The sequence below is a fragment of the Spiroplasma sp. BIUS-1 genome, assembly GCF_010365805.1.
GTDB lineage: Bacteria > Bacillota_I > Bacilli_A > Mycoplasmatales > Mycoplasmataceae > Spiroplasma_A.
Genome location: NZ_CP048386.1, coordinates 252503 through 275053, shown reverse-complemented (window position 1 = coordinate 275053; position 22551 = coordinate 252503). Strand labels below are relative to the sequence as shown.

At 27.7% G+C, this 22551-nt stretch carries 24 protein-coding genes, 1 other RNA gene and 1 riboswitch; of the genes, 6 read left to right on the top strand and 19 right to left on the bottom strand.

Going from position 1 to position 22551, the window contains the following annotated elements:
- Nucleotides 1-312 precede the first annotated feature (312 nt).
- The 3 genes from SBIUS_RS01350 to rny are packed head-to-tail and all read right to left on the bottom strand — an operon-like array spanning nucleotide 313 to nucleotide 3617.
- Nucleotides 313-630 carry a hypothetical protein gene (locus SBIUS_RS01350; RefSeq protein ID WP_162684708.1) on the bottom strand — a complete coding sequence of 106 codons (318 nt, stop codon included), beginning with the start codon at nucleotides 628-630 and terminating at the stop codon, nucleotides 313-315.
- 54 nt (nucleotides 631-684) lie between these two features.
- On the bottom strand, nucleotides 685-2028 hold the full coding sequence (gene ffh / locus SBIUS_RS01345; RefSeq protein WP_162684707.1) for a signal recognition particle protein: 1344 nt from the start codon (nucleotides 2026-2028) through the stop codon (nucleotides 685-687).
- A gap of 56 nt (nucleotides 2029-2084) precedes the next feature.
- The gene (gene rny / locus SBIUS_RS01340; protein WP_162684706.1) at nucleotides 2085-3617 is read right to left on the bottom strand and encodes a ribonuclease Y; all 1533 of its coding nucleotides are present in this window, start codon (nucleotides 3615-3617) and stop codon (nucleotides 2085-2087) included.
- A gap of 147 nt (nucleotides 3618-3764) precedes the next feature.
- On the opposite strand from rny, the gene SBIUS_RS01335 reads away from it, so the two are divergent.
- Nucleotides 3765-5591, top strand: a complete 1827-nt coding sequence (locus SBIUS_RS01335; protein ID WP_162684705.1) for a hypothetical protein — start codon at nucleotides 3765-3767, stop codon at nucleotides 5589-5591.
- A 27-nt stretch (nucleotides 5592-5618) separates the two neighbouring features.
- On the opposite strand, the gene recA is transcribed toward SBIUS_RS01335, so the two are convergent.
- The 4 genes from recA to SBIUS_RS01315 all read right to left on the bottom strand — a co-directional run bounded on the left by recA (nucleotide 5619) and on the right by SBIUS_RS01315 (nucleotide 7899).
- Nucleotides 5619-6659, bottom strand: coding sequence for a recombinase RecA (gene recA, locus SBIUS_RS01330; protein ID WP_162684704.1), 1041 nt, complete (start codon nucleotides 6657-6659; stop codon nucleotides 5619-5621).
- Between the two features lie 43 nt (nucleotides 6660-6702).
- Nucleotides 6703-7155 (bottom strand): nicotinamide-nucleotide amidohydrolase family protein, encoded by a 453-nt coding sequence (locus SBIUS_RS01325; protein WP_162684703.1) that lies wholly within the window; start codon nucleotides 7153-7155, stop codon nucleotides 6703-6705.
- A 34-nt stretch (nucleotides 7156-7189) separates the two neighbouring features.
- Nucleotides 7190-7541: RNase P RNA component class B (rnpB, locus tag SBIUS_RS01320), an RNA gene on the bottom strand.
- Between the two features lie 28 nt (nucleotides 7542-7569).
- Entirely contained in the window at nucleotides 7570-7899 is a 330-nt protein-coding gene (locus SBIUS_RS01315) for a DivIVA domain-containing protein (protein ID WP_162684702.1), read from the bottom strand.
- A gap of 84 nt (nucleotides 7900-7983) precedes the next feature.
- On the opposite strand from SBIUS_RS01315, the gene SBIUS_RS01310 reads away from it, so the two are divergent.
- Nucleotides 7984-8472 (top strand): Holliday junction resolvase RecU, encoded by a 489-nt coding sequence (locus SBIUS_RS01310; RefSeq protein ID WP_162684701.1) that lies wholly within the window; start codon nucleotides 7984-7986, stop codon nucleotides 8470-8472.
- Here SBIUS_RS01310 and SBIUS_RS01305 read toward each other — a convergent pair.
- From SBIUS_RS01305 to SBIUS_RS01280, 6 genes are read right to left on the bottom strand one after another with little or no spacing between them, the layout of a single operon-like run.
- A complete protein-coding gene (locus SBIUS_RS01305; RefSeq protein WP_162684700.1) occupies nucleotides 8444-8995 on the bottom strand; it encodes a DnaD family protein in 552 nt (183 codons plus the stop codon). The two genes, SBIUS_RS01310 and SBIUS_RS01305, sit on opposite strands and share 29 nt — an antisense overlap.
- 57 nt (nucleotides 8996-9052) lie before the next feature.
- Entirely contained in the window at nucleotides 9053-9328 is a 276-nt protein-coding gene (locus SBIUS_RS01300; protein WP_162684699.1) for an HU family DNA-binding protein, read from the bottom strand.
- A gap of 20 nt (nucleotides 9329-9348) precedes the next feature.
- Nucleotides 9349-10353: an NAD(P)H-dependent glycerol-3-phosphate dehydrogenase gene (locus SBIUS_RS01295; RefSeq protein ID WP_162684698.1), complete on the bottom strand. Its 1005-nt coding sequence runs from the start codon at nucleotides 10351-10353 to the stop codon at nucleotides 9349-9351.
- A 4-nt stretch (nucleotides 10354-10357) separates the two neighbouring features.
- A complete protein-coding gene (gene der, locus SBIUS_RS01290) occupies nucleotides 10358-11671 on the bottom strand; it encodes a ribosome biogenesis GTPase Der (RefSeq protein ID WP_162684697.1) in 1314 nt (437 codons plus the stop codon).
- 28 nt (nucleotides 11672-11699) lie between these two features.
- The gene (gene cmk / locus SBIUS_RS01285; protein WP_162684696.1) at nucleotides 11700-12362 is read right to left on the bottom strand and encodes a (d)CMP kinase; all 663 of its coding nucleotides are present in this window, start codon (nucleotides 12360-12362) and stop codon (nucleotides 11700-11702) included.
- A 14-nt stretch (nucleotides 12363-12376) separates the two neighbouring features.
- Complete coding sequence (locus tag SBIUS_RS01280) at nucleotides 12377-13054, bottom strand: hypothetical protein (protein ID WP_162684695.1); 678 nt, start codon at nucleotides 13052-13054, stop codon at nucleotides 12377-12379.
- Nucleotides 13055-13187: 133 nt separating this feature from the next.
- Here SBIUS_RS01280 and SBIUS_RS01275 point away from each other — a divergent pair, with 133 nt between their 5' ends.
- Nucleotides 13188-13328 carry a hypothetical protein gene (locus SBIUS_RS01275; RefSeq protein ID WP_238988301.1) on the top strand — a complete coding sequence of 47 codons (141 nt, stop codon included), beginning with the start codon at nucleotides 13188-13190 and terminating at the stop codon, nucleotides 13326-13328.
- Nucleotides 13329-13613: 285 nt separating this feature from the next.
- Here SBIUS_RS01275 and SBIUS_RS01270 read toward each other — a convergent pair whose 3' ends face one another.
- Both SBIUS_RS01270 and SBIUS_RS01265 read right to left on the bottom strand, forming a co-directional pair.
- Nucleotides 13614-14636: a rod shape-determining protein gene (locus SBIUS_RS01270; protein WP_162684693.1), complete on the bottom strand. Its 1023-nt coding sequence runs from the start codon at nucleotides 14634-14636 to the stop codon at nucleotides 13614-13616.
- A gap of 77 nt (nucleotides 14637-14713) precedes the next feature.
- Nucleotides 14714-15541, bottom strand: a complete 828-nt coding sequence (locus SBIUS_RS01265; protein ID WP_162684692.1) for an ECF transporter S component — start codon at nucleotides 15539-15541, stop codon at nucleotides 14714-14716.
- 126 nt (nucleotides 15542-15667) lie between these two features.
- Nucleotides 15668-15785, top strand: a riboswitch (FMN riboswitch).
- A 90-nt stretch (nucleotides 15786-15875) separates the two neighbouring features.
- Here SBIUS_RS01265 and SBIUS_RS01260 point away from each other — a divergent pair.
- The gene (locus tag SBIUS_RS01260) at nucleotides 15876-16571 is read left to right on the top strand and encodes an ECF transporter S component (RefSeq protein WP_162684691.1); all 696 of its coding nucleotides are present in this window, start codon (nucleotides 15876-15878) and stop codon (nucleotides 16569-16571) included.
- A 61-nt stretch (nucleotides 16572-16632) separates the two neighbouring features.
- A complete protein-coding gene (locus SBIUS_RS01255) occupies nucleotides 16633-17196 on the top strand; it encodes an inorganic diphosphatase (RefSeq protein ID WP_162684690.1) in 564 nt (187 codons plus the stop codon).
- Nucleotides 17197-17230: 34 nt separating this feature from the next.
- Here SBIUS_RS01255 and SBIUS_RS01250 read toward each other — a convergent pair whose 3' ends face one another.
- Together SBIUS_RS01250 and SBIUS_RS01245 are read right to left on the bottom strand one after the other, a co-directional pair.
- Nucleotides 17231-18040 carry a hypothetical protein gene (locus SBIUS_RS01250; RefSeq protein ID WP_162684689.1) on the bottom strand — a complete coding sequence of 270 codons (810 nt, stop codon included), beginning with the start codon at nucleotides 18038-18040 and terminating at the stop codon, nucleotides 17231-17233.
- 23 nt (nucleotides 18041-18063) lie between these two features.
- The gene (locus SBIUS_RS01245) at nucleotides 18064-19083 is read right to left on the bottom strand and encodes a fructose-bisphosphatase class II family protein (RefSeq protein WP_162684688.1); all 1020 of its coding nucleotides are present in this window, start codon (nucleotides 19081-19083) and stop codon (nucleotides 18064-18066) included.
- Nucleotides 19084-19199: 116 nt separating this feature from the next.
- Between SBIUS_RS01245 and SBIUS_RS01240 the strand changes: the two genes are divergently transcribed.
- Nucleotides 19200-21101 (top strand): M13 family metallopeptidase, encoded by a 1902-nt coding sequence (locus SBIUS_RS01240; protein WP_162684687.1) that lies wholly within the window; start codon nucleotides 19200-19202, stop codon nucleotides 21099-21101.
- Between the two features lie 28 nt (nucleotides 21102-21129).
- Here SBIUS_RS01240 and SBIUS_RS01235 read toward each other — a convergent pair whose 3' ends face one another.
- Together SBIUS_RS01235 and SBIUS_RS01230 are read right to left on the bottom strand one after the other, a co-directional pair.
- On the bottom strand, nucleotides 21130-21846 hold the full coding sequence (locus SBIUS_RS01235; protein WP_162684686.1) for a YebC/PmpR family DNA-binding transcriptional regulator: 717 nt from the start codon (nucleotides 21844-21846) through the stop codon (nucleotides 21130-21132).
- 85 nt (nucleotides 21847-21931) lie between these two features.
- Nucleotides 21932-22549: a deoxynucleoside kinase gene (locus tag SBIUS_RS01230; protein ID WP_162684685.1), complete on the bottom strand. Its 618-nt coding sequence runs from the start codon at nucleotides 22547-22549 to the stop codon at nucleotides 21932-21934.
- Nucleotides 22550-22551: the final 2 nt, after the last annotated feature.

Genomic DNA, 22551 nt, shown 5'->3' with positions numbered 1-22551 from the left:
TAAGCAATGTTTTTCTCATTTCATAGAAGAATCTTTTAATTTTTTATTCATTATTTTTTTTAGCAAAAGGAAAGCGAATCTATATTTAAAATCGATTGAATAAAAATTACTTTATATAATATTTTGCTTAACCTATTTTAGTTCTTTTTTCTTTATTATTAATTTTATCATAAAATAACACTTTTAAATTTTTTTGAATTTTGAGCGGCAGTAACCTTTCACATTAAGGTTTGTAATTTATTTTTAATACTCACACATAAATGGCTTTTTATTATTTAATAGAAATTAAAAAAACAAGCTTTGCTTGTTTTTTTAATGTTGAACTTCTGAGTTTGGTTGAAACTCATTTGCTGCATTAAATTGGTTTGGTTGAACAACTTCTTTGTAGTTTTGTGGATTATTTGCCAATAATATAAAAATACCACCTAAAGTGCTAACAAATAATATAGCACAAACACCCAATACAGTTGCATCTCTATAAACAGTTATTAATGACTTTGTTTTTAAAGTCATCGGTATTGTTCACAGTAATGGTATTAGTAGAAAACTTGATAAAACAGTTCCCACTATCATAAATGCATACCCTATTTTCATTTGTTGATTCATAAATTCTTTTTTTGTATTTTCCATTTCTTTTTACTCCTTATCATTAAATTATAGACTTAAAAGTTGTTATTCTATATATTAAAATTTCAACCCACCCATATTAGGCATTCTTCCTGATTTTAAAGCTTTAGACATTTCAAGGACTTGTTTTTTACCTTTATCAAATTGGTTTAAAAGTTCATTGTATTCTTTTTCGCTTCTACCAGATCCTTTTAAAATTCTTTGTTTTCTGGTAATGGCTTTTAAAAGTCTTGGTTCTCTTCTTTCTTTTAAAGTCATAGAACTCATTAAGATTTTTGCAACTCAAAGTTTTTCTTGAGCTTGATTGATTTGAGTTTCGCTAATTTTTCCACTCATCCCAGGCATCATTTTCATAATACCTCCTAAGTTTCCCATTTTAGCAACTTGTTCCATTTGGTTTCTTAAATCCTCTAAATCAAACTGACCAGCAAACATTCTTTTCATGGTTTTTTCCATTGTTCGCTCATCAATAACATCAGCTGCTTTTTCGAATAATGTCTCAACATCTCCCATACCAAGGATTCTGTCAGCCATTCTTTTTGGGTGGAATTCAGCAAGAGCACCAATACCCTCACCTTCCCCAATAAATTTAATTGGTAATTTTGTAATATCTGTAATTGATAAGGTAGCTCCCCCACGAGCATCCCCATCAAGTTTTGTAACAATTACTCCAGTTAGTTTTAATAAACTATTAAATTCTTGTGAAACATTTATGATATCTTGTCCAGTCATACCATCAACTGTAAGAATAATTTCTTGAGGCGAAACTGCTTTTCTAATTTCATTTAACTCTTTCATTAATTCTTTATCAATTTGCAAACGACCAGCAGTATCTAAAATTATTACTTCATAACCGTTTTTTTGAGCAAAATCAATTGCTTGTTTTGCTGTTTTTACAGGGTCTTGTTTTCCTTGTTCAAAAACATCTAAGTTATTTTTTTGTCCTAATTCTACTAATTGATCAATGGCCCCTGGTCTGTAAATATCAAGACCAACCATTAAAGTTTTTTTCTTATTTTTTTTGCTTATTAAATGTGAAAGTTTACCAACTGTTGTTGTTTTACCAGCACCTTGTAATCCAACCATCATTATAATTGATGGTTTTTTATCAATTTCTAAAGGCTTGTTAGTTTTTCCAAGTATTTCAATTAACTCTTCATGAACTATTTTGATCATTTGTTGATCTGCTCTTACACCTTGTTCAATAAATGCTCCTTCAGCTTTTTTTTCAACATTTGTTATAAATTTCTTTACAACATCAACGTTTACGTCAGCTTCTAAAAGAGCTAGTCTAATTTCTCTTAATACTTCTTTTATGTTTTCACTGTTTAAAGTACTTTTCTTTAAGTTCTTTTCGATAGACTTTTTCATTCTACCTGTTAAAAAATCTCCAAATCCCATGTGTTTCACTCCAATCACAAATAATTATAACAAAAAACACCTTTTGCTTGGTGTTTTTATAATCTTATAGTTTCACGTTTTTCACGAATTATTGTTATATAGACATCTCCTGGTGTTTTGTTGATTTTTTGAATTTCTTCTTTTAAGGTATATGAAAGTTTTTTCATATTGTAATCATCAACAACACTTGGATTTACCATAACCCTTATTTCTCTTCCAGCTTTTAGAACATAAGCTTTTGTAACACCTTCTTGTTCTAAACAAAGATCTTCAAGTTCTTGCATTCTTGCGAAATATTCTTCAGCGTCATTATTTCTTGCCCCAGGTCTTGCAGCACTCATTGCATCAGCAATGGCTACAATTTCAGCATAATAAGTTTCTTTTTGAACATCATTGTGATGTGACTCTACAGCATTAATAACAATATTTTCTATATCATATTTTTTTAATATGTTAACTCCCAAAGTTACATGACTTCCTTCTTGTTCGAAGTCCACAGCTTTTCCAATGTCATGTAACAGTCCTGATTTAAGTGCTATTTTTTCATCTAAACCTAATTCATGAGCTATTCTTTTAGATATTGTCCCAACTTCAATAGAGTGTTGTAGAGCATTTTGACCATAACTGTGTCTAAATTTTAATTTACCAAGTAATGTTATTATCTCATCTGGTAAATCATCAATATTTAGATCAGTTAAAGTTTTTAAACCTAAATCATAGCAATGTTTTTCTAGTTTTTCTGCTTGTATAATTAATTGTTCTTCAATTGAAGCGGGATGTATTCTTGCAGTTTTTGTAAGTTCTTGTAAAGTTAAATAAGCAATTTCTCTTCTAATTGGATTAAAAGATGAAATAGTTATTCTGTTAGGAGTTTCATCAATTAGAATATCCACCCCTCCATAAGCTTGGAAGGTTTTAATATTTCTACCTTCTTTACCAATTATTTTTCCTTTTCAAGAATCGTTTTCAATTTCAAAGAAAGTAGTGTTTTTTTCTGTTGTTACTTCTACACTACAACTTTGCATCGCATCAATTAATATTTTTGTTGCTTTTTGTTGAGAATTCTTTTTAAGAGTCTCTTCAAAATCTTTGATCTTAGAATTCAACTCTCCTAGATATTTCTTTTCAACAATATTGAATAATTCTTCTTTAACTTCTTTTTCAGTAAGTTTTGAACTATCTTCTAATATTGATTGAATTTTCTTTCTCTCTATTTCAAGTTCTTTTTTTAATTCATTTATTCTTATTTTCTCTTTTAAAAGAGTTTGTTCTTTTTCATTCAAAACATCTAAATCTTCATAAAACTTATCTTTTTTAACCTTTAAGTTTTTTTGTTCAATAGCTATTTCTTCTTGAATATATTTAACATCATTTTCAGCATTAAGCCTAAGCGAAGCTGCTTGTTGTTTTGCCTCTGCAATGATATTCATTTTTATATTTTTTGCCTCATCATTTGTTTTTTGTAAGATATATTTGCGTTGACGAGATTTTAGTAGATATACTATTACTGCTAATGAAAGTATTAATAATATAATTACTACCGATAAAATCGCAATATATATGTGTTCTTGTATTTTTGTAACTAGCATTGTTTTCTCCAATCCTAGAAAAGTGTGGTGTTGCTTTTACAACTATATTATTTTACAATAATTAAGTTTAGTTATAAACATAAAAAATTATTAAATGATGTCAATTAAATTAATTTTTAAATATTTATTAGAAAAGAAGACGAAAAAATGAAAGATATATTAAAAGGTTATTGAACCGAATTATCTTCAAGAGTTTTATCATCCAAAAAAAGATTACTTAAATTTTTTGGAATTGCTATAGTGCCAATCATATATGCTATTACTTGTATATTGGGTTTTTGAAACCCAATAAATAATATAGGAAAAGCACCAGTTGCAATAATGAATGAAGATGCAACGGTTTGAATTTATAAGAAAACTGGAGATAACTTCAGTGATTTCAATATCGGAGTTTTAAAAGACAAAGATGGAAATAGTTTAAATACAAAAAATACAACCAGTAGAGAAGAAGCTATTGAAAAAGCTACTATTAACGGGAAAATACACACCAATACTGGTGATTACAAATTTAATGAAGAACAAATTTCAGATTTAAACATATGAACTCTTTTTAAAGATTATTTAACTCCAAAACACAGTGATAAAAAAGATGAAGAAAATACCTTTTCATCTCCAGAACTAAAAGAAGGTTTGGCTTTAACAAACATACATTATATTTCTGACAAAAAAGAAATAGAAAAACAATGAAAAGGTAAAAAATACTATTTGGATTTAAAAATACATGAAGGAACACTTGAGTATTTAATCTACAAAATAGGAACACTAATTCATATACATCCAGGCTTAACTCCAACACCAAAAGTAAAAATGGATGTTTGAACTACATATGAAAGAAACTTTATATTTGGTTATTATATGAAATCAATGTATGAATATAGATCATCAATTATTTTTGGTTTAATAGATAAACTTTTTGATAATGAAGCAGCTAAAAATATAAAAGATGAATTACAAAAAGAAATAAACAATCAAAACCAAGGTATTTCAACAAAAGGCTGAAAAGATGATTTGATACTAAAAATTGTGAAATATATTTACAGTTCTTCAAAAGAAGAATTAAGTTTAATAAACTTTGATCAACAAGGTTCTAAAAACGGAGTTTATGGTATTGGTTTAGGAGAATTCTTTATTTGTATTGGATTGTTTGTTGGTACTTTTATGCAAACATTTATTTATGATAGAGGAAAAAGAAGTCATAACTTAAGTTCAACAAAATGGTATATAACAAAATCAATGTTAATGTTTACAACAGGAATAGTTCAAGTAACATTTCTTGTAATAGCTCTTTCTCTAACTGGCTATTCAGCAATAGGTTCTGCTGCAATGTTCTCGTTGTGATTATGACTTTTATATATTGATTTAATATTTGTAATAACCATCCAATCACTTTGATATTTATTTACAGATGAAATGATTTCTAAATTTGTAGTGGTAATTTATTTAGTAATAAATATAGCTGCAGGTTCTGGAACTTTCCCTAACTTTATGCAATTTGATTTCTTTAATGCAATAAGTTATTTATCAGAATTTAGATATTCAATCCACGCCATTGGATCGATAGTATATGGAATTGGTGAATATGGATTTAACAGCTATGATTCATTGTATATATTACAAGAAGCTGGATATCTTGCAATATTTGGAGTAATAATGTTTGCTTTAGGTTTATATTCAAGTTCAAAAAGAAATAAACAAATCAGATTTGGTTCTTACAAAGGTAAAAAAGTTTTAAAAGCTTTTGAGGAATTAAATATGCAATCAGAAGTTAATGAATTTAAATTAGAAAAACAAAGACACTATAATTGAAATAAAATGAGTCAAAGTTACTATCCTGAAGTTATATTAAAAGTTAAAGAAATTTATCCTTCAGAAAAACAATTTAAGTGATTTGAGAAACAAGAAAAAGGAATTATTTTAAAACCAAATGAAAGTGATCAAGAAACTATAAGTAGAAACGATACAAAAGAGGTTTAAAAAAATCGAGTTAATAACTCGATTTTTTTATTCTATACATTCTTTTAATTTATCTTGAATTTCTTGGTACTTATCTGGATTTGCTGCAAATCATTCTCTAACAGCTTCTTTTCCTTGACCAATTTTTTCTTCTCCATAAGAATATCAAACACCAGCTTTTGTAAGTATGTTATAAATTGTTGCCATTTCAACAACTTCTAAATCTTTTTCCACACCTTTATTATAAGCAATAGTTATTTGACATGTTTTAAATGGTGGAGCAACTTTGTTTTTTACAACTTTAATTTTCACTTTATTTGCAGTTGCTTCACCATTTGTAGAAATAGTTTCACCTTTTCTAACCTCTAATCTTAAAGAAGAATAGAATCTAAGAGCTCTTCCCCCGGGTGTTGTTTCTGGATTACCAAAGATAACTCCAACTTTTTCTCTTAATTGGTTAATGAAAATAACTGTTGTGTTTGTTTTAGAAACAATACCATTTAATTTTCTTAAAGCTTTTGACATAAGTCTTGCTTGTAAACCTATTTGTTGGTCTGACATTTCTCCATCCAACTCTGCTTTAGGAACTAAAGCGGCAACAGAATCAACTACAACAATATCAATTGTATTTGATTTTACTAGCATTTCTAAAATATCTAAAGCTTGTTCTCCAGAATCCGGTTGTGCAACAACCAGATTTTTAATATCAACACCAATATTTTGTGCATATCTTGGATCTAATGCATGTTCAGCATCTATAAAAGCTGCTCTACCATTGTTTTTTTGCGCTTCACAAATAGCATGTAAAGAAAGAGTAGTTTTTCCACTTGATTCAGGTCCATAAATTTCTATTATTCTTCCCTTTGGATAACCTCCAGCCCCAATTGCTCTATCCAATAAAAAGCTACCACTTGGAATTACATCAATTGAAGAGTTTGCAACATCTCCTAATTGCATTATTGAACCTTTACCGAATGTTTTTTCGATATCTTTTAAAACATTTTTAAAAGCTGGATCATCATAAATATTGTTATTGCTCATATTTAAAAGTACCTCATTTTTATTTTTTTCTAAAGTCTTTTCTATCATAATTTCCTCCTCAATTGCTTTATCGACAATTAAAAAAGAAAAATTATAAATTTAAAAGTTTATTTATTATAAATTCACAACTATTTTTTTTATACTCTTCTCTTGTTAAATTTTTTGTTTCTTTAAATTCAAAAATATAGTTTTTATTTTTAATTTTAAACCCCACATAACTAATTCCTGATTGAGGATTATTATCAATCGGAGTTGCAAAACCAGTAAAAGCAAAAACAATATCTGTTTTCAACATTTCATGTGTTTTGTCCAACATTTCATTTAGTGTTTCAAAAGAAACTACACCATATTTTTTAATTACTTCTATATCTACACCTAAAACTTTTGTTTTAAATTCATCACTGTAACAAACAAAACCACCCTTATAGTAATTGCTAGCTCCAGTTATATTGGTTATTTCATTTGAAAAATAACCACCAGTGAAAGATTCACAACTAGATATTGTTAAATTATTTAATTTTAAATATTCAAATAATTCTTTCATATACAAGTCCTTAAAAAATATAGTGAGATTGAATCTTCATAACCCACGTTTTGTAACACTTTCGTGCATCAACTATCTATCTATCGCATAAGCGATCCCAAAGGCTTGTTCAGTTCCTCACCCTTAAGCTCCTCTACCAAAATTTGAGTTTCTTGCTTGTGGAGTTTACCCGTTCCATTTCACTATTTCTAGCTAATCGTCTCTGTGGCACTTTAAAAAGCTCATCATAGGTACAAGTACCCTTAGACTATACTTAAGTCGTTACCAATTAAAATTGGTACCTAGAGTTATTTTTTCCCCTAGCACAATCACTACATTCATCTCAGAATGTGCAAGCGTGGAGTTTCCTCTATATTATTTTTCAAATATAGCAGTTGATTCAGATTTAATCTCAATCATTATTTTATACCAAAATTATTTATTATATGTGTCTTTTTCTAAATTAGATATACGTTTAATAATGTCTGCACTATTTAAACCTTTTCTTGCAAGATCTTCCATTTGACTTTCTGTAAGTTTCAATGTAGCTGCCACTTGATTTAAATTGTTTGTTACTCTATTAACTTCTTTTTCTAAAAGAGCTATTTTTTCATCTTTTTTAATTTCTCTGTCAGTAAAAGTTTTATAATCTTCTGCTATCATGTCTAAAAAAGCATCTACTTCTTCTACTTTATAACCCTTGTATTCAACTTCAAAGTCTTTGTCTAAAATATCTTGTTTTGATAATTTTATGTAATCTGCCATTTTTCTAGCCCCCATTTAAGTTTATTGTATCTTATTTTACAATTTTTTGTAAATATATGACGATTAATATATTGGGTGATTTTTATGATTATAAAAAACAAAGGCATGTTTTTAGAAACCTTGATCAACAACAGCATTTCTTTGTTAAATGATAATCAGGGATTTATTTATAAAATGCCTGTAAACAATAGCATAATTTCTATAGAAGATAATATAGTTACTGCAAGACTTAATAAAAACTATTTTTGTGATTATATAGGACTTTGAAATGGAGTTTATTTAGAATTTGAAGCCAAAGAAACTGAAAAGGAATTTTTTAACCTAAATAACATAAAGAAAAATCAGTTAGAGAAGTTACTTTTAGTAGATAAAAACTCAGGTTGTGGGTTCATTTTAATATACTTTCATTTATATGAAAAACTATTTTTATTAAATATTAGAGAATTAAAGGAATTAAAAAATAAAAAAATACCATTTTCATATTTCCAAGATAACTTTCTTGAAATAAATTTAAATGGTATTAATTTTGATTTTAATGAAATATTTAATCATTTAGTCAGTTATACATTGTAATTTTTACTGATGTTTTTTTTGACTGTTCTTCTAATTTTTTAAATAAATCATTTATATTATTAATTTTATATTCATCAATTATAGACATAATTTTTGGTTTTGAAATACCTAACTCGATAAAATCCTCAATCTTATCAATATGTTCTTGAGTAAGTTTGCAGTTTAAGATTTTCTCGATAAATGTATATGTATTATCTGTTTTTAATTTAGAGTGTTCTTCTTCCAAATTAACAAGTAGTCTATTAAATAAAGGGGTTAAATCAAGAATAGTCTTTTTACCCTTTTGTTCAAGTTTTATAATTCTATTCTTTAATAAATTTGAGATTTCTTTTTCAATTTCTTCTTTTGAAATCATCATATGTTCTGCTATTTCTGATGGTGTGAAATTTTTTTGATCTTCATTTGATAATTCCATGATTATCAACAATATAGCTAACTGGTTTTCATTAATATTTATTTTAGAGTAATTTAAAATTAAAAGAGCTTTCTTGCTTATTAGTCCCGATTTAAATAATTCAAACATATTTATTTTACAAAATGAAAACTTGCTATAAGCAAGTTTTTACGATGTATAGGTTAATTATTTAGCAACTGCTTCTTTTAATTGTTTAGCTACTTTAAATTTTGCTACAGTAGTTGCAGCAATTTTAATTTTTGCTCCAGTTGCTGGGTTTACACCTTCACGAGCTGCTCTATCAGCAGTAACGAATTTTCCGAATCCTGCGATTGCAACTTCTTCTTTTTTAACTAATGCATTTGAAATTTCGTCAAATACAAAGTTTACCATTCTTTCAGCTTCTGCTTTAGTGCTACCAAATTCAGCTGATAATTTTTCTGATAATTCTTTTTTTGTCATGGTTAATCCACCCCTTATATCTATACTACCTTAGCGTGTTGGAAAAAGTCATTAACTAACCCACTAGGCTTATGATTATTGTATAGTATTTTATATAGTATTTCAAACATTGGTGCATTTATTTTATATTTTTTGCAAATTTCGTATGCTAATTTACAAGACAATACACCTTCAACTGTATTTTTGTGAGACTTTAAAACCTTTTGAGCATCGTCTTTTTGAGCAATTTGAACCCCTAATGAGAAGTTTCTTGATTTCAATGAAGATGCAGTTAGGATAAGATCTCCTAATGTAGCAAAATTCATAAATGTTTCAATTCTAGCTCCAAAATATTTAGCTACATTATAAATTTCTGCATTACCAATAGTTATTAATGAAGCCTTTGCATTATCTGCTGCTGCAAATCCATGTAATATTCCTGCTGCAATGGCAACTGAATTTTTAAGTGCAGCTGCTATTTCACAACCAACTACATCTGTTGAAACTTTAACAACAAAATACTCATTTGAGAATATTTTTGCAATGTATTCTGCAACTTTTTCATCTTCATTACAACTCATAACACAAGTTGGTTTTCTCATAATAACTTCAATTGCAACTGAAGGTCCATAAATAGCCCCGTAAGACTTCATAACTCCAGTTCCTTCAAATTGTTTCTTGATTTTTTTACTTAAAACATCAAGATTTTCTTCATCTAAACCTTTTGCAACGTTTATTATGTGCATTTCTCTTTTTCCATATTTAATTACATTTTCAATTGCATTGTTTAAAGCAAAAGTTGGAACACTTAAAATTACAATATTTGCTTTTTCCATTGCAACTGCAAAATCAGTTGTTGCTCTTATGTTTGTATTTATCAATAAATCTTGAAAAAACTTTGAGTTTAAGTGGTTGTTATTAATATCATCCACTTCAGCCTCTTCTATTCCATACATTAAAACATCATGACCGTTATCAGCTAATACGTTAGCTAAAACTGTACCATATGCTCCTGTACCTATTATTGCTATTTTTTCCTTTGACATTTTCCTATTTCCTTTCCCTAAAGATTATTGTTATTGGCACACCACTAAAATCAAATTGTGATCTAATTTGATTTTCTAAAAATCTCTTATATGAGAAGTGTACAAACTCTGGATTGTTAACAAACAAAACAAATGTTGGCAAGTAAGCCTCTACTTGTGATGCATAAAATATCTTTAATCTTCCTCCGTTATGATTTGGAGCTGGGTTAATAAGTTGTGCTTTATTGAATATTTCATTTAATAAACTTGTTCTAATTCTTTTTTTAATATTTTTTTGAACTAAGTCAACAACTTCAAATATTTTATTTACCCTTTTGTTTTCTTTTGCAGATAAGAATAAAACTTTTGCATAATTTAAATATTTAAAATAAGCTTTTATCTCTTCTTCTTTTCTTTTCATAGTATTAGTTTCTTTGTTAGAAACTAAGTCCCATTTGTTACCAATAATTATTATAGGTTTATTTTCCTCAAATGCAACCCCACCAATATTTGTATCATGATCAGCTACTTTTTCACTTGAATCTAAAACCAAAAGAACTATATCTGCTTTATTTATACTAGTAATTGATCTAAGGTAACTGTATTTTTCAAGGTTTTCATAGATTTTACCTTTTTTCCTCATACCTGCCGTATCAATTATCGTATATTCATTTCCATTGTGTTTTATTTTGCTGTCAACTGCATCGATTGTAGTTCCCGCTATATCAGAAACAATCATTCTTTCTTCTCCAACCAATGCATTTACTAAACTTGATTTACCAACATTAGGTCTACCAACAATTGCCAATTTAAGTTCATCATCTTTTTGATCTTCATCAAATTTAGGCATACTTTCAATTACTTTATCTAGTAAATCTCCAACACCAATACCATGAGTTGAAGAAATTAAACAAGGTTCTCCAAAACCTAAAGTCATAAAAGTAAATGATTCATCAAATTGTTCTTTTTTATCATATTTATTAACAGCCAATATTACTGGTTTATGAGTTTTATAAAGTATTTTTGCAACCGCTTCGTCTTCTTGTGTAATACCATCTTTGTAATTAATTACAAAAACAATTACATCTGCTTCTTTAATAGCGATTTCAGCTTGCATTCTTATTTCTTTTGAAAATGGACTGTCTTGTAGTGTAATACCACCTGTATCTACAACTATGAATGGCAGAGTTAATCATTCAGCTCTACCATACATTCTATCTCTTGTAACTCCAGGTTTATCTTCTACAATAGCTTTTTTTTCTCTAATTATTCTATTAAAAAGTGTAGATTTACCAACATTAGGTCTACCAACCACTGCCACTATTCCTTTTCTTGCCATAATTCTACACCTCCACTTATTTATAAAATTATTTAATTTCTTCTATTTTTTTTAAAACTAGATCAATTACTTGTTCAATATCTAAATCACTTGTATCTAAATATCATGAATCAGGAGCAATTTTTAAAGCTCCCATTTCTCTATTTTTATCATAATCATCTCTTTGTTGTATTTGTCTTAAAATGTCTTCATATACATTTGGAGTAACATTTTTTCTTTTGTTTTGTTCAAATCTTCTTTTTGCTCTTGATTCTACAGAACAGTCAAAATAAATTTTTAACTCTGCTTCTGGAAGAACAACAGTTGTTATGTCTCTTCCTATAACTATGTTGTTTTTGCTTTCAGACATCTTTCTTTGAGCTTCCACCATAAATGATCTGACATCATTGTTTTTAGCAACATACTTTATGTTTTCAGCCACTTCATAATCAAATATATTTTTTCCATAATCAATACCATTTACCAATATCGAACCTTCATTTATATATTCAAACTTAAAGTTTTTAATTTGATCTTTTATTTCATTATCTGATTGAAAATCAACTTTGTTATCTATACAAAGTTTTGTAAAAGCTCTGTACATAACACCTGTATCTATGAAATTCATATTAAGTTTTTCTGCAACCTTTAACATTACAGAACTCTTACCAGAACCTGCAGTACCATCAACTGCAATATTAATTTTTTTCATATTAAATTACCCTTCTATACAACAAAAATAGGTATTATTATGCATAAAAACATAACAAAAGCTAAAATTATCAAAACAGGAATCGCTCACTTAAATCTATATTTTTTCTCATATAGTTTTCATGTTTTAACAACTTTATTTTGGCCTTTTTCATTTTTTTCTGCCACTTCTAAAATCATTTGTTGAGTGCTTCTATTATCTTTACTTCTAAACTGTTGAACAGTTGTCATAGATATATCTTGGGGTGCATTTTTTAAACCAGCTTGTTTTTCTTTTAATTTATCAATGTTTCTTTGAAAGTTCTTTTCGTTTGCTTGTAAACTTTTGAATAAGTTTTGATACTTTTCACTTCTAAGTTCAAAAACTTCTTCTTCAACTTCTTCAACAGGAGCATTAACAACCTCTTGATTTCCTAATTTTTTAAGTTCTGAAATCTCTAATTTCATTTCATACTTTATTTCTTCAGGAAATAAACTCGATGATCTATCTCTATCTAAATATGGTTTTTCAAATTCATGCTTTGCATCAAAAATAGCTAACTTTTCTTTAAAAAATTCTAAGTCAATTCTTTTTAGTTTTTCAAAAGTAGAATGAACTACTGATTTTTCGTCTTGAATGTTCTTTTTGTAAGCAATTTCTTTTCTTACCTTGTCGTGAATAGGTTTATTTCTTTCCATTCTTGTTAGGTTCATATTTTTCACCCCATTAACCTATATATTATAAATTAAATATGTAAATATTTAAAATTATTGTTATTATATTAATGAAATGGAGATGGTTTTTATGAAAAAAACTTGAATAGATAAATCAATGTGCATTGGATGTATGGCCTGTGTACAAGTCGATGAAACTGGTACTCTTTTCATGGATGATGATGGATTTGCAGAAGCAAACGAAAACGATTTAGAATTAGTAGAAGCACAAATGGTGTGTCCTACTGGTGCTGTTAAAATCGGTGATGAATAGAAAATAAAAAAAATTCTCGAAAGAGAATTTTTTGTATCTTTAGAAAAAAATATAATTGAAAGTGCTTCACTCATTCAAAATAGCAATTTCGATAATACTTTTTTTAAAAAGATAATCAGTTTTTCTTTTGAACACTAACATCCTTGGGTTGATACATGTAAAACTACAACATCTTGTAATTTCATTTTCATTATAGCATAGCATCTAAAAAAAGTTATAAAAAATTCAATTTTTTTTAGAATTTTTTTCCATAAATTTTCCAAAAAAAAATGCCTAAAGCATTTTCTAGTAATCTAATTCGTTTTTTTCAGCTCTTAATTGCTCAAAAACTTCTGATTCATATTTTTTTGTTCCGTTAATAACAGCTAATAAAGGTGATTCTCCAACTTTTGTTGGTAATTGTAAAGTATCACCGAAGTATTTTGCAATACCTTTAATCAATGCTGTTCCACCACATAAGATAACTCCATTTCTGAAGATATCTCCAGCTAATTCAGCTGGTGTTGCTTCAAGAACTTGAACTACTAATTCAATAATTCTTGATAAAGGAACTTTTAATACTTCTCTCATTTCTTCTGGTGTAATTTCGATTTCTCTTGGTAATCCAGAAACAACGTCACGTCCGTAAACTTTCATTGATTTTTCATCTGAATGTTTTGCCAATGATCCAATGCTGATTTTAATTGTTTCAGCTGTTTTGATACCGATTTCCATACCATATTGTGCTCTTACGAATTTTAAGATTTCTTCGTTTAAGTAGTTACCAGCTATTTTAACTGATTTTGAAAGAACTATATCTCCTGATGAGATAACAGCAACGTCTGTTGTTCCCCCACCCATGTCAACGATTAAGTTTCCTGTTGGTGCGTAGATATTAACTCCACCACCTAAAGCCGCCATTTTTACTTCTTCTTCAATAAATACACTTGAAGCACCTAAGTTAAGTGCGATTTTTTTAAGTGCTGATTTTTCTAATTCTGTAATTGCTGAAGGACAAGCTAATAACATAACACATCCTCTTAAAGCTTTTTCTAATCTTAATTTTGCAAAGATGTAGTTTAATTGTGCTTGAGTAGCTTTGATATCAGTAATAACTCCGTCAACCATTGGTCTAACAATTCTTAGGTTTTTATTACCTTTACCTATCATTTTGTAAGCTTCTGCTCCAACTGCAACAATTTTATTTTCTTTAATTCTGTATGCTACGATTGAAGGTTCGTTATATACAATTCCTTGACCTTCAATGTACACTAAAGTATAAGCTGTTCCTAAATCCATAGAAACATATACTGGTTTTTTTCCTGCCATTTTTCGATTCCTCGCTAATCTATAATTTATACTTAGATTTTATCAAATTATGATAGAAAAAAATTATTAAATTATTATTACTTATAATAGTGATTTAATTGTTTAACTTTAGGTTCAATTACTGCAAACAGTGAATAACAAATTGAAAATCTTGCAAGTTCAATTGCAGAAATGATTCCAATAAATAATCCCATATGTTCAATTACTTCATTTCAACTTTCATGTCCATGATCATGGTCTGCATGATACATAGAAACACTTTTCATGAATGTATCGTGATCATGACCCACTAATGAATTTAGGTAAATTATTCCAAAAACAATAACAGTATAAACTATTGTCATAATTGGAACATATGCAACCATTGGTGTTCATCTTTTAAATCTATCAACACTCTTTATTGGGTGTTTATGAATACTTGAATTTCTAAATACAAAGTAATAGAAAAATCAAATTACTCATATAGATACAAAATATCCACCACAATCTATTACAACTGATAACGGGTTATGAAAACCATCTGCAAGATGAATAAAAGGTGCTATAAAACCTATTAAACTTGCAAATATTGGTCCTAGTGCAGATAAAGATAAAGTTATTACCATTAAATCCAATATTCTAAATGGTATTGAAACTCCTTGAAACTGAATTTTATCCAAAACAGCTTCCATTGACATTTCAAAAGCTGAAATAGCTATTGCTAATGCTAAAAACACTCCTGTTAATGTAATTTTAAAAGTTAAATTTCTTCTACTTGTAAATAAACTATTTTTTCAATGAAAATCTTCATCATTTATATCATCGTGATTTCCTAGAGCATCAAAGTGGTGTTCTTCATGATAATGATCTTTTTTTTCTTCTAAATGATCATCGTGCTCTGGTATATCGTGATTTTTATTTTCCATATTTTTCTCCTTATTTATTTGCTCAAAAATATTATATATCAATTTATAAAAATTATAAATATAAATTATAATTTTTATAAATTAGGTTATATTAATTTTTCATCTGTTAGTTTATAATAAATTTGTGAGTATTTTCGGGGCAAGGTGTGATTCCTTACCGATAGTGAAAGTCTATGAGCTCGAAAGAGCATGATTCAGTGAAATTCTGAAACCGACGGTAAAGTCCGGATGAGAGAAAATACCTAACAAATTTTTATAAACCTTTTTTTGGTTTACATTTTTTTGTTATTCAGCCCCATTTTATAATGGGGCTTTTTTTTGAAAGGATTAAATCATGGAAAATGTATATGGTTTTTGAAATCACAAATACGACTTTTCAGAACTTAATAAATATAACTATAAAGAGGTTTTGAAAGATACATTTAAATTAGATATTAAAAGAGTTTCAATTTTAGCAATGTTATTTGCTTTAGAAATTGTTTTAACAGTAATAAACAAATACACATTAGGTTTTCTTACTTTGGGCTTTTTCACAATCGAAGTGTCCTTTGTAGGTGTTTTGTTCATCTATTTATCGTCAAATATTTTATATGCTTCTTTATTAGGAGTTTTGGCAAATTGTTTAAGATTAGCTTTAGGATCAGATCCAGTTGGTATTCTAATAATGAGTTTGCTAGATGTTACATTTTTAATTTTCTTTGCAACAATATTCTTTTTTTTGAAAAAGTATTGGCTTTTGAAAGTTAAAAGTAAAAATCAAATAAAGTATTACATTGCAATAATTGTTATAACAGGTTTAATAGCTACATTTATTACATCTGGCTTTGCATTGCTTTACAATGATACTTTTATATTTGAAATGTACAGAAAATTATATGGTGATGTAATACCCCAAAAGAACACAACAGAGTGATATTCTCTATTATTAGCTTCAATGGGTGTTACTATTGCTAAATTTGCATTTAGTATTATTTTATTTTCATTTTGTATAAAACCATTGGTTAACTTAATAAATAAACATTTAATTTAGAAACTAATCTTTTAGTTTCTATTTTTTAATATAAAATAATTTTGTAGAGGAGATTTTATTAATGGAAAACAACGTAATTAAAATGATAGTTGAAATACCAAAAGGTAGTTCAAACAAATACGAATACGATATCAATACTAACGAAATTAGTTTAGACAGAGTATTATATGGAGCAAACTTTTATCCAGGAGAATATGGTTTTGTACCAAACACTCTTGACTGAGATGGAGATCCATTAGATGTTATAAGTCTTGTAACTTACCCTACTCTTCCAGGAGTTGGAGTTAACGTAAGAATCTTAGGTTCAATCAAAATGATCGATGCAGGAGAAATAGATACAAAACTATTTGGAGTTTTTGCAGATGATAGAAGATTTGATGACTACAAAACTTTAAATGATGTACCACAACATTTAAAAGATGAAATCGAAAACTTCTTCTTACAATACAAAGCATTACAAAAAAAAGAAGTTAAGATTAATGGTTGAGGATCAGCTGAAGAAGCTATGCATGAATTAAAAGAATGTACAGAAAGATATGCTGAATACAAAGAAAGATATTCTAAACCTGGTGGAAAAGAAGAAATAATGGCCGAATGAAAAGAAAAAGGATTAGGTCAAGGATAATAAAAAAAATTGAGTTAACTCAATTTTTTTTATTCTAAAGTATTGTAAATGGTCCTACAAATTTTAAGTTTGAAGTTTTAGCGTTAAATCTAAATATTTTAAAGTCTAACTTGTTAAATTCTTTTGAATATATCCTTGCAGCTGAAATATCTTGTTTATAGCTTTCACATTCATTTTTAACAAACTGTATAATTTCTCTTTCATATTTTTCTTCTAACTTTTCTTTTAAAGAATTAGTTGTAAAAGAAAGTATTGTCATCGCCAGAAAAGCCATTAATCCAGTTAATTGGAAAACAGGTCTGTTGAATATAAAAATTAAAAATTTAGATCCACTTGAAGTTATTAATGCTTCTTTGTTTATAAAATAAATAACAAAAGAAGCTATAAAGCATAATGCATAGATTAATTTTAACAATAAAGGAAATCATTTGATTATTACATTTAACTTAACTAAATCTTTATCTTTTTGAAATAACTTTGTATTAAATCAAATGCTTGCCAAAATATAATCAAGTTCATAACCAACACTTGGCATTATTCACTTTGGTATGTTGATTTGTTTCTTTCTCTTGTTTAGCATTTGATTTATTCTACTATAACCTTCATTTTCTCCATAAGTGACTTCTAACTCTTCAGCTCTTAAATAGATTTTAAATTTAGAGATAATGGTTTCAATCTTTGCACTTGATATATTACTATCTGCAGAATTTATTTCATGGACTACCACTTTATTTAAACTAAATGTATTATAAATTCTTATTGTTATTAGTGAAATCAAAGAAAGACCTAAAGCAATTAGCAAAACCTTTTCTAAAGAATCCATAAACTCACCTTCTCTACTCATTATTATATATCTTTAATAATTAACTATCTTTTGTATTTATCAAATAAAAACTTAATTTCTGGTTTTAAATCATTAACTTTTTTAACATCATAAACAGAATTGAAATTTCTAACTATTCCATGTGAAGACATAAATGCATTTACATAAAACTTCCCATTTTTATAATCTACAGGTTTTAAACTACCACCAGCAGTTAAACCTGCCGCAAAGAATCTAGCTCTGTGATCTGCAACTAAATCAAGATCTTCTAATATTGAATCAAAATCCAAATTATATTTATCTAATCAAGCTTTTTCTTTTTCTTTTCTTGATTCGGTTTCTTGTTCATTTGGTCATATTTCTTCATATCTAACTAGTTTAGATTGCATTTTGCACTCAGCAGAAATTGCAAGAGCTGCCATTAAAGAACCTTCAGGCGCTCCACCAATACCGTAAACAAAATCAGCATCTCCATTTACAACATCAATTGCTGCTAAAACATCTCCATCTTGAATAAGTCTAACAATAATTCCCATATCATTCATTTTTTGAATGATATCTTTGTGTCTTTGTTTATCAAGAATAATACATTTTAAATCTTTTCTTTTTGAATATTCTTGCATTGTTTTAATACAATGAATTATTCCTTTTTTTAAATCTATTTGATCTTTAAATTCTGTACTTACAAAAAGTTTTTCCATATACATTTCCGGAAGTTGTAACATAGTGTTTTCTTTTGAAAAAGCAATTGTTGAAATACTTCCAGCAAAGTTGTAGGCAGCTGGATGGGTCCCTTCTACTGGATCTACACTTACATCATAAGTCATAACACTTGGGTCTTCTAAGTCTCCTAAAAGTTGTCCAACAAATAACATTGGAGCTTGGTCTAATTCACCTTCTCCATTAACAACTTTAAGTTTAAAACCTTTTTCATTTTTTAACATTACTTCAAAAGCTTCTACTGCAGCTTTATCAACTAAATCTTTATCTTTTTTACCAATATATTTATAAGAAGCTATGGCAGCAACTTCTACAGTTCTTAATAAGACGATATCTCTGTTCATTTTTTACCTCATGTTATTTTAATTATAACAAAATAATTACCTTGTTCTTTTGGTCTTTGCTATTGTTTATTTAATTATTAGTTCTATAATCTACTTTATAAAGAGGAGTGAATTGTATGTCAAAAATAAGAGCACAAGATAATTTTTTTGATCACATTAATAAAGATTGAATTGATAGTACAGAATTACCAAGTGGATATCCTTCATGAGGTAGTTTTGAAATGCTACATAAAAAATCAATTGACGATATCAAAGAAATGATAATGGAGTTTAAAGTAAAAACTAATGATTTAAACTCAGATCAAGAGAAAATAGTTAATTTATTTAATAACTATTTAAACCAAGAAGAAAGAAACAAACAAGGAATAGAACCAATTAAAGAGATTATTTCAGAAATTGATTCTTTAAAAGATAAAAATGAGTTTACACAATTTTTAATTGATGTATTTAAAAAGTTTAATATTTCTTATTTCCATTCTAAAGGAATTGATTCTGATTTTAAAAACAGTAATGTAAGAGCGTTAATGATTGGATCAATGGGTTTAGGGATGTCAGATAGAGATTTTTATGATGAATCTCACCCAAGACACAAAGAAATTAAAGAAGCATATAAAGTTTATTTAGAAGATATTGCAAAAACTTCAAAAATTGAATTTTATACAAATAAAATTTTTGATTTAGTTTATAACTTTGAAAAAGAAATTTCTCAAAGTATGTTAAAACAAGAAGAATTAAGAAGTCCAGAAAACATATATAACGTAGTTTCTATTAAAGATTTAAATAATTATTGTTCTTTCATAAACTGAGATAGTTATTTAACACAAACAGGATATTCTAAAGCAGAAGTTTTAATTCTTTCAGAACCTAAGTTTATGGAAAAATTAAACGAAATGCTAACAGCAATAAGCTTGGATGACTTAAAAGACTTTATGAAAATAAAAACAGTAGTTGCTTACTCTTCAATTTTAAGTTTAGATCTTTACCAAATTAACTTTAACTACTCTAGTGTATTTAGTGGTGTAAAAGAAATGAAACCAGAAATTGATAGAGCTGTAGAATTTACAAACTCAAGACTTGGTGAACTTTTAGGACAAGAATATGTTAAAAAACATTTCTCAAAAGAAGCTAAAGAAGATGTTTTATCAATGGTTAATGACTTAATAAGAATTTATTCAAATAGAATTAAAAATTTAGAATGAATGAGTCAAACAACAAAAGATAAAGCAATTGATAAACTAAATTCATTTACAGTTAAAATTGGTTATCCAGACAAATTTGAAGATTACTCTAAAATTGAAATAAGAAGTTACGAGCAAGGTGGAAGTTTATATGAAAATATGAAAAATCTATCTAAATATTTCTTAGAAAAAGAATTAAGAGAAATTAACTTACCAGTTGATAAAACAAAATGATATATGGATCCACAAACTGTGAATGCATATTACAACCCTACTTCAAATGAAATTTGTTTCCCTGCTGGGATTCTTCAAAAACCATTTTATGACATTAATGAACCAAGAGCTAAAAATTTAGGTGGTATTGGTGCTGTAATTGGTCATGAAGTAAGTCATGGTTTTGACGATGAAGGAAGTAAATTTGATAAAAATGGAAACTTCGAAAATTGATGAACTGAAGATGACTATAAACAATATAGTTTAAGAACAGAAAAATTAGTGGAACAATACAACAAGTATGAAATAAACGGAACTAATGTAAATGGTAAATTAACATTAGGAGAAAATATTGGGGACTTAAGTGGAGTTGCAGCTGCTTTAGATATTTGTAAAGAACAATGTCCAGAAGATATTAAATTATTCTTTGAAAATTATGCAACTGTTTGAATGAGAAAATCTACAGATGAGTTAAAAAATACAAGATTATTAATTGATCCTCATTCACCAGAAGAGTTCAGATGTAATGGAGTTTTAATTAATATAGATGAATTCCATGATGTTTACGAAACTCAACCTGGAGATGGAATGTATTTAGAAAAAGAAAAAAGAATTAAAATTTGATAATAAAAAAAGTACTAATTTAGTACTTTTTTTAATCTTCAACGTTGTGATAAACGTCTTGAACATCTTCTAGTTCATTTAGTTTATCCATTAATTTATCAAATTTAGCTTTTTCTTCAGCGTCAGTAATTGTCATCATTTCATCTGCCAACATTGTAGTTTCAGCCATTTTGTATTCTTTTATACCAGCATTATCTAAAGCTGTTTTAACAGCATTGAAAGCTTGGAATGGAGCATAAACAACTGTTAAACCATTTTCTTCAACAACGTCATTTACTTCACAATCTGTTTCCATTAATAATTCTAAAACTTCTTCCACTGATTTTCCTTCAAAAACAAAAACACTTGATGCTTGGAATGAATGTGAAACAGCTCCACTGTTTGCAATTTTCCCACCATTTTTATTAAATGCATCTCTAATTTCTGCAATTGCTCTATTAACATTATTTGTTAATGAATCTACAATTATCATTGAGTTTCCTGGACCATATCCTTCATATCTGTTTGAAGTATAGTTATCTGCATCTCCACCTTCAGCTTTTTTAATAGCTCTTTGGATAACATCTGCAGGAACTTGTTTAGACTTTGCTTTATCAATTGCACTTCTTAGTGCTAGATTTGCTTCAGGATCTTTACTTCCAGCTTTTGCAGCCATATAAATTTCTTTTGAAGCTCTTCCATAAATTGCTGACTTCATTGCAGCAGTTTTTTCCATACTTGCTTTTCTAACTTCATGTGCTCTTCCCATTTTTAAATCTCCTTGTTAGTAAAAAACATTACTTTAAGATTTTACACCATTTTTAATTATGACAAAATAAAAAATAAGCAATTGCTTATTTTTTCAATGTAGGATCTAAATCATAAATTTTATCCATAATTATTTCCATTTTTTCTTCTAAGTTGTCAGTTTCTGCATCAACTACAAGGAAGTCAAACATATGTTTTCTTCTTTCAAAGAAATCATCATATTTTTGATTTAGAGTTTCTCAATATTCTCTTGGAGTATCTAACTCTTGGTTTCTTCCTCTTTCTTTTATTCTTTCAATAGCTTTATCTGTTGAAACTTTTAAATATATTACTAAATCAAATTTTGCTCTATGTGATAAATTTGGAATTACAACATGTTCATAAAAATCTGTATATGTTTTGTAATCCACATCATTCATTGTTTTTAATTCATGGTTAACAGCAACGAATATTGGATCTTCCAAAATTGTTCTGTCAAAAATTACATTTTCTAAAGTTCTAGCTTCAATTAATTGTTGACTTCTTGCTGTTAGCATATAGATTTGCATTTTAAATACATTTGCTTCCATATCTTTATAATAATCATCAAAATATGGATTATTATCTATTGGTTCAGGAAATATTTCATATCCCAATTTTTTTGATATCTCTTCACTTACAGTAGATTTTCCTGCTCCTACTGTTCCAAAAATAGCTATTCTCATTT